Origin of the sequence: Bartonella sp. AP7XZML (assembly GCF_042195745.1) — a bacterium.
Lineage (GTDB): Bacteria > Pseudomonadota > Alphaproteobacteria > Rhizobiales > Rhizobiaceae > Bartonella.
Window position 1 is genome coordinate 1 of record NZ_JBHIOT010000042.1, and the last position, 2,210, is coordinate 2,210.

Annotated in this window: 2 protein-coding genes; one reads left to right on the forward strand and one right to left on the reverse strand. The window is 36.8% G+C overall.

The features are described 5' to 3' along the window. Positions 1–401: 401 nt before the first annotated feature. The gene (locus ACFILT_RS03475; protein WP_375679587.1) at positions 402–935 is read left to right on the forward strand and encodes an antA/AntB antirepressor family protein; all 534 of its coding nucleotides are present in this window, start codon (positions 402–404) and stop codon (positions 933–935) included. 62 nt (positions 936–997) lie between these two features. Here ACFILT_RS03475 and ACFILT_RS03480 read toward each other — a convergent pair whose 3' ends face one another. Beyond that, positions 998–2,044: a Fic family protein gene (locus ACFILT_RS03480; protein WP_375640133.1), complete on the reverse strand. Its 1,047-nt coding sequence runs from the start codon at positions 2,042–2,044 to the stop codon at positions 998–1,000. Positions 2,045–2,210 lie beyond the last annotated feature (166 nt).

Here is a 2,210-nt window from a genome sequence, read left to right on the forward strand (position 1 = left end):
ATCGCTAGCGACAGAATTTTCAAATTGACTGTACATTGTACACTTAACTCATTGATAAATAACAATTTCAATATGTACACTGTACAGTATGTGAAACGTTTTCTTAGCAAAAAGTAATTTTTATTACTTGACAATTCTACGGTAATAGGTATCTTCGAATCAGGTGCCTAGAAAACACCTTAAACACATAGCGGATTGGTTGCCGAAATAATCAGTCTTCCGCACATTAAAGACTTTGACTCATTGTATGTTAGGCGCATATAATAACTTTGTCGGGTGTAGTTATGCTATACAATACCCTTGTGGGGAAAGCATAACGACGGGCTATGTGCCGTGTTTTCTAGCACCCGGCATCTTTTAGAATGTCAATAGAAAACCTTTAAGCACATAGGAGCCAAATCATGGCACAATATTTAATTGACTTACATCAAACTACGATTGATGGTGATATCGTTCAGACAGTGAATGCACGTGAATTACATACATTTTTGGCAATAGGAAAACGTTTTGCTACTTGGATTACGAACCGCATTAATCAGTATGCATTTGAAGAGGGAAAGGACTATATTTTAACGCTTCCCAAAATTGGGAAACGTAAAAATGTTATAAGTAAAGAATATCATCTCACCCTAGACATGGCAAAAGAGCTTTCCATGGTTGAACGTAACGAGAAAGGACGTCAAGCACGCCGTTATTTTATTGAGTGCGAGAAGAAACTGAGAAACCAAGCTGTTGATTATTGTGATGATATACGTTTTGCTTTCCCAAAAGATTGGGATCAAATGTCTCCAACTAAAAAGGCTGTTTACATTTATGGACCTCTCCATATGCATCTTGTTAAAGCCTTTACGTTGGTAGAAGAAAGCAAACATTATAAAGCTTTAATCAAAGAAGCAAAACAAGTCTTAGAAAGATCTGTCGTGAAAGCTGCTTAGCTTAGGACACATCTCCCCTCCCCGTTCTCAAAAATGGGGAGGTGGTTAAGAAGGCAATAAAATTAAGGTGCGCTATACCAAGTTGATCGTCCACCACCATGACGTATCAAAAGACCTTTTTCAACTAATGATGTAAAAGTTACTTTAAGTGTATTAGGGCTTGCACCAACCTCACGCACCATATCGCGGGTTGTAACACGTCCGTGATTACGCACATAATCAAGAATATTAAGAGCCAATTCAGATAAGGAAAAAAGAGCATTTTTTTCACTCTCTATTTTTATTTCTAATTGGCGTTTTTGTTTTTGTAGAGCACGTAAAAAAAAGAGTATCCAAGGCTCCCAATTGGGTGTTTTAGTATAAATTGTTTTTTGAGTTTGATTTAAAGCTAAGTAATAGCTTTCTTTATTATTCTCAATAATGCTTTCAAGCGATGAATATGGTACATAAACATAACCTTTTTGTAACAAAAGAAGGGTGGTTAAGATACGGCTTAAACGTCCATTTCCATCTTGAAAAGGATGAATAGCTAAAAATGTTACATTAAAAATACCAATCGTAAGTAAAGGATGAAGATCCTTTAATTCATTGGTTTTATTGAACCAAGTAATAAGCTCTTGCATTCGGTATGGTGTATCAAATGGTGTAGCTGTTTCAAAAACAATGCCAACCATTTTCCCTTGAGAATTAAATGCTGCTACATCATTGCGTAAAGTCTTATATTCACCTCGATGTCGTTGATCTTTATCACTATTACACAAAAGATCACGATGAAGTTGTTTAATATGATTTTCAGTAATAGAAATATCACTCCAAGATTGAAAGATTGTTTCCATAACCTTGGCATAACCGATAACTTCTTGTTCATCACGACTCTTGAAACGTTTAATTTCTAAGTTTACCAAAAGCTGTTCGATTTCGCGGTCTGTTAACTTACTCCCTTCAATGCGTGTGGAAGATCCAATACTTTCAACAGTAGCAATATGACGAAGAGCGTTCAATCGCTCAGGTGCAAGAGTACCAAGGGCGCGCCATGCCCCTTTGAACTCATCAATCTCAGTAATGAGAGCCAACAATTCTTGTGTAACTTGAAGTGTATCTGTTTTCATACCGGAATATATACCCGATTATACCCGATTGTCAATCATTCGTAACACCGTAAACTCTTACTTCTTATGGCAGAGAAAAAGGCAAGGAGCAACTATGAATAAGAAAACGCGTAAGGGTCTATCGGTTCGTGCGTTTGCGAAGAAGATGGGTGTTTCACATAATGCG